Annotated in this window: 2 protein-coding genes and 2 pseudogenes; all 4 read left to right on the top strand. The window is 48.4% G+C overall.

What is annotated here, in order from left to right; genetic code table 11:
• Window positions 1-282: pseudogene (locus NMK_RS18620) on the top strand (hypothetical protein); the annotation flags it as partial.
• A gap of 171 nt (window positions 283-453) precedes the next feature.
• Complete coding sequence (locus NMK_RS19125; protein WP_370849123.1) at window positions 454-558, top strand: transposase; 105 nt, start codon at window positions 454-456, stop codon at window positions 556-558.
• Between the two features lie 72 nt (window positions 559-630).
• Window positions 631-879 (top strand): annotated as a pseudogene (locus NMK_RS19120) (integrase core domain-containing protein); the annotation flags it as partial.
• A 338-nt stretch (window positions 880-1,217) separates the two neighbouring features.
• Window positions 1,218-2,138: calcium-binding protein (locus tag NMK_RS18385; protein ID WP_370849121.1), on the top strand; the 921-nt coding region annotated here is incomplete at its 3' end.

Here is a 2,138-nt window from a genome sequence, read left to right as displayed (position 1 = left end):
AACATCACTGATTTCGCCGTTGGCGTAGATCACTTGCAGCTTGATTCTTCAAAATTCAGCGCTATTTCCAGCATCAACCTGGACCACACCCTCGGTGCCAATCAATTTTTGGCCAGCGCCGGCATGCCTGTTGCAACCACGGCTGACCAGCATATCTTGTTCAATACTCTGACGGGAGCGCTCTACTACGACGAGGATGGTAATGGCGCGGCTGATGCGGTGCAATTTGCGACATTGGTAGGCGCCGCAAACCTCTCGGCGAGCAGTATCTACGTAATTTAATCGCAACGGGCGGTGCGATGGAGCAGCGCTACTGCCCGTTGTACAGCCTCACGTTCTAGGCTATCCCAGCTGCCCTTCTTTTGCGCCGCCCGGCGAAAAATGCCTGACCTGCCAAAGTTTTTCGGACCAGTTAAAACTTCAGAAAATGGCTTCCTTGGGAAGAAGGAAGTCATGAAGAAGAGCAGATTTACGGAAGAACAGATGGTTGGCATGCTGCATGAGGCCGACCGGACATCAGTGGCAGCCGTGGCCAAGGCTCACGGCGTCAATGAGTAGAGGTTGTACACCTGGCGTCAGCGCTTTGGCGGCATGGGTTCCAGTGACGTAAAGCGACTGCGTCAACTGGAACAGGACAACAACGGCCCGGAGTTCGGTTCCTATGCGCTGCTGCGCTGGGGCCACGAACTAGGGATAGCACTGATCGAGCCGGGCAAGCCTTGGCAGAACGGGGTAGCAGAAAGCTTCAACGGCAAGTTCTGCGACGAATGCCTGTCGATGGAATGTTTCCGCTCAGGTGCGGAAGCCAAGGTGGTCATCGAAAGTTGGTGGCATCACTACAATGATGTGCGGCTACATTCGAGTTTAGGGAATCTGACGCAAACGGCTTCAGATTATTGGGCGGCAAGACCGTCGAAAACGAGGCCGTTCTCCAGGAATGAATGGCCCGAAGAACCTGGGCCGGTCAATGTCACCACTGATCAGGTGCTATGGCAGGATAAAACGGAAGCTGGTGTAAATGCGCCGCCGATGACTTAATGAAATAGATGGTGTGCAGTACATTGCCGTGGCGGCGGCGTGCCATATTTTTGGGTTTAAGCAGGGGGATTTGTTGAAAGTTTATTCGCAACACCAACAAAATAACTTAACCCTTATTGCATTTCATACATTAATGCAGAATTATGTGGAACTAAGAATAAAGCAACTAAGGAGAGGAAATGGCAACTGTTAGTACAAGTTTTTCTTCTAATTCGGATGTCGACCCGATTGCCGCCGGCATGACAGCAGCGTCAACTATTTACAATGACGCTTATAACGCTTTTTCTTACATGACAGATTTTTCCAAGGTTGATATCCGATATTACTCTTCGGTAACGCCCACATGGGTTGTGGCTATATTGACCAATGGAGACTCAATTAGTATTTTTGGTCAAAATCTTACAAGTTTTCCTGCCACCCTTACAGGTGTTTATGTTTCAAGTCATAACACAAACGTCAACCTTTCGTTCTCTGGTCAAGTGACTATTGATGGCTCTGGTGGAGTAAGCGGCGCAATTACTAAGGTTGCGGTCATTGATGGAAATGCCACGTTGACGATGTATGGTACGGTATTCGGTACATCGAACACAGGTAGCTATAGCAATATAGTTGTACAGGAGAATGGCTATACATTGTCACTGGGAGGAAGCTTCAATGAAAGTGGCCTTAACAATATCAGTGGAACAATTTCGTCAGTTCGTATTTCCGATGGAATTCATTCAATTGGAATTGCCGGCATTCATTTCAACTACCAATCCTTTGTAAGCTACTCCTCATTTTCTGATTTTTTGAGTGTCGCATTGAGCGGTAACGATACGATAAATGGTTCGTCTTCTGCTGAAATGTTATATGCCTATGGTGGCAATAACGTTCTAAATGGTTTACAGGGTAACGACACTCTACTCGGCGCTGCAGGTAACGATCTCCTTAATGGAGGGCTGGGTGTTGACTCTATGGTTGGTGGTCTTGGTGATGATATCTATATTGTTGATAACGCAAGTGATGTAGTTACTGAGAACGCAGACGAAGGTGCGGACTTGGTGCGGGTCAACATCGCCACGGCAAACGGCAGCTACACTTTGGCGGACAACGTCGAGAAC

The organism is Novimethylophilus kurashikiensis (genome assembly GCF_003112435.1).
GTDB classification, from domain to species: domain Bacteria; phylum Pseudomonadota; class Gammaproteobacteria; order Burkholderiales; family Methylophilaceae; genus Novimethylophilus; species Novimethylophilus kurashikiensis.
This window is presented reverse-complemented; position numbering and strand designations above follow the sequence as displayed.